Origin of the sequence: Staphylococcus gallinarum, from assembly GCF_000875895.1 — a bacterium.
Classification (GTDB): Bacteria; Bacillota; Bacilli; order Staphylococcales; family Staphylococcaceae; genus Staphylococcus; species Staphylococcus gallinarum.
On the sequence record NZ_JXCF01000145.1, the window covers coordinates 1 to 241 of the forward strand.

General features: G+C 29.0%; 1 protein-coding gene. It reads right to left on the reverse strand.

Translation table 11 applies throughout. From position 1 onward, the window contains the following. Window positions 1-241, reverse strand: a 241-nt coding sequence (locus SH09_RS13810) for an aminoglycoside 6-adenylyltransferase (RefSeq protein ID WP_042740043.1), incomplete at both ends; no start/stop codon positions are given.

Sequence of the window (241 nt, forward strand, 5' to 3'; positions counted from 1 at the left end):
TCCTAAACTAAAATCAAAACCCCTATTAAAGCCAATATACCAAGAAATCATTCTTAATAATTCAGGACGTAAAATATTATTGAAATGATCTAAAGCAAATAATATTTCTCTTCTAAAAACACCCTTTGCTACATACGTTGAGACACTCCAAAACTCATTACAGCAATCATAAAATTCTCGTTCTGTTGGTTTTTTTAACCAATAATTTGAGTCATCTGGAACAATTTCTTGAGTTACTAAA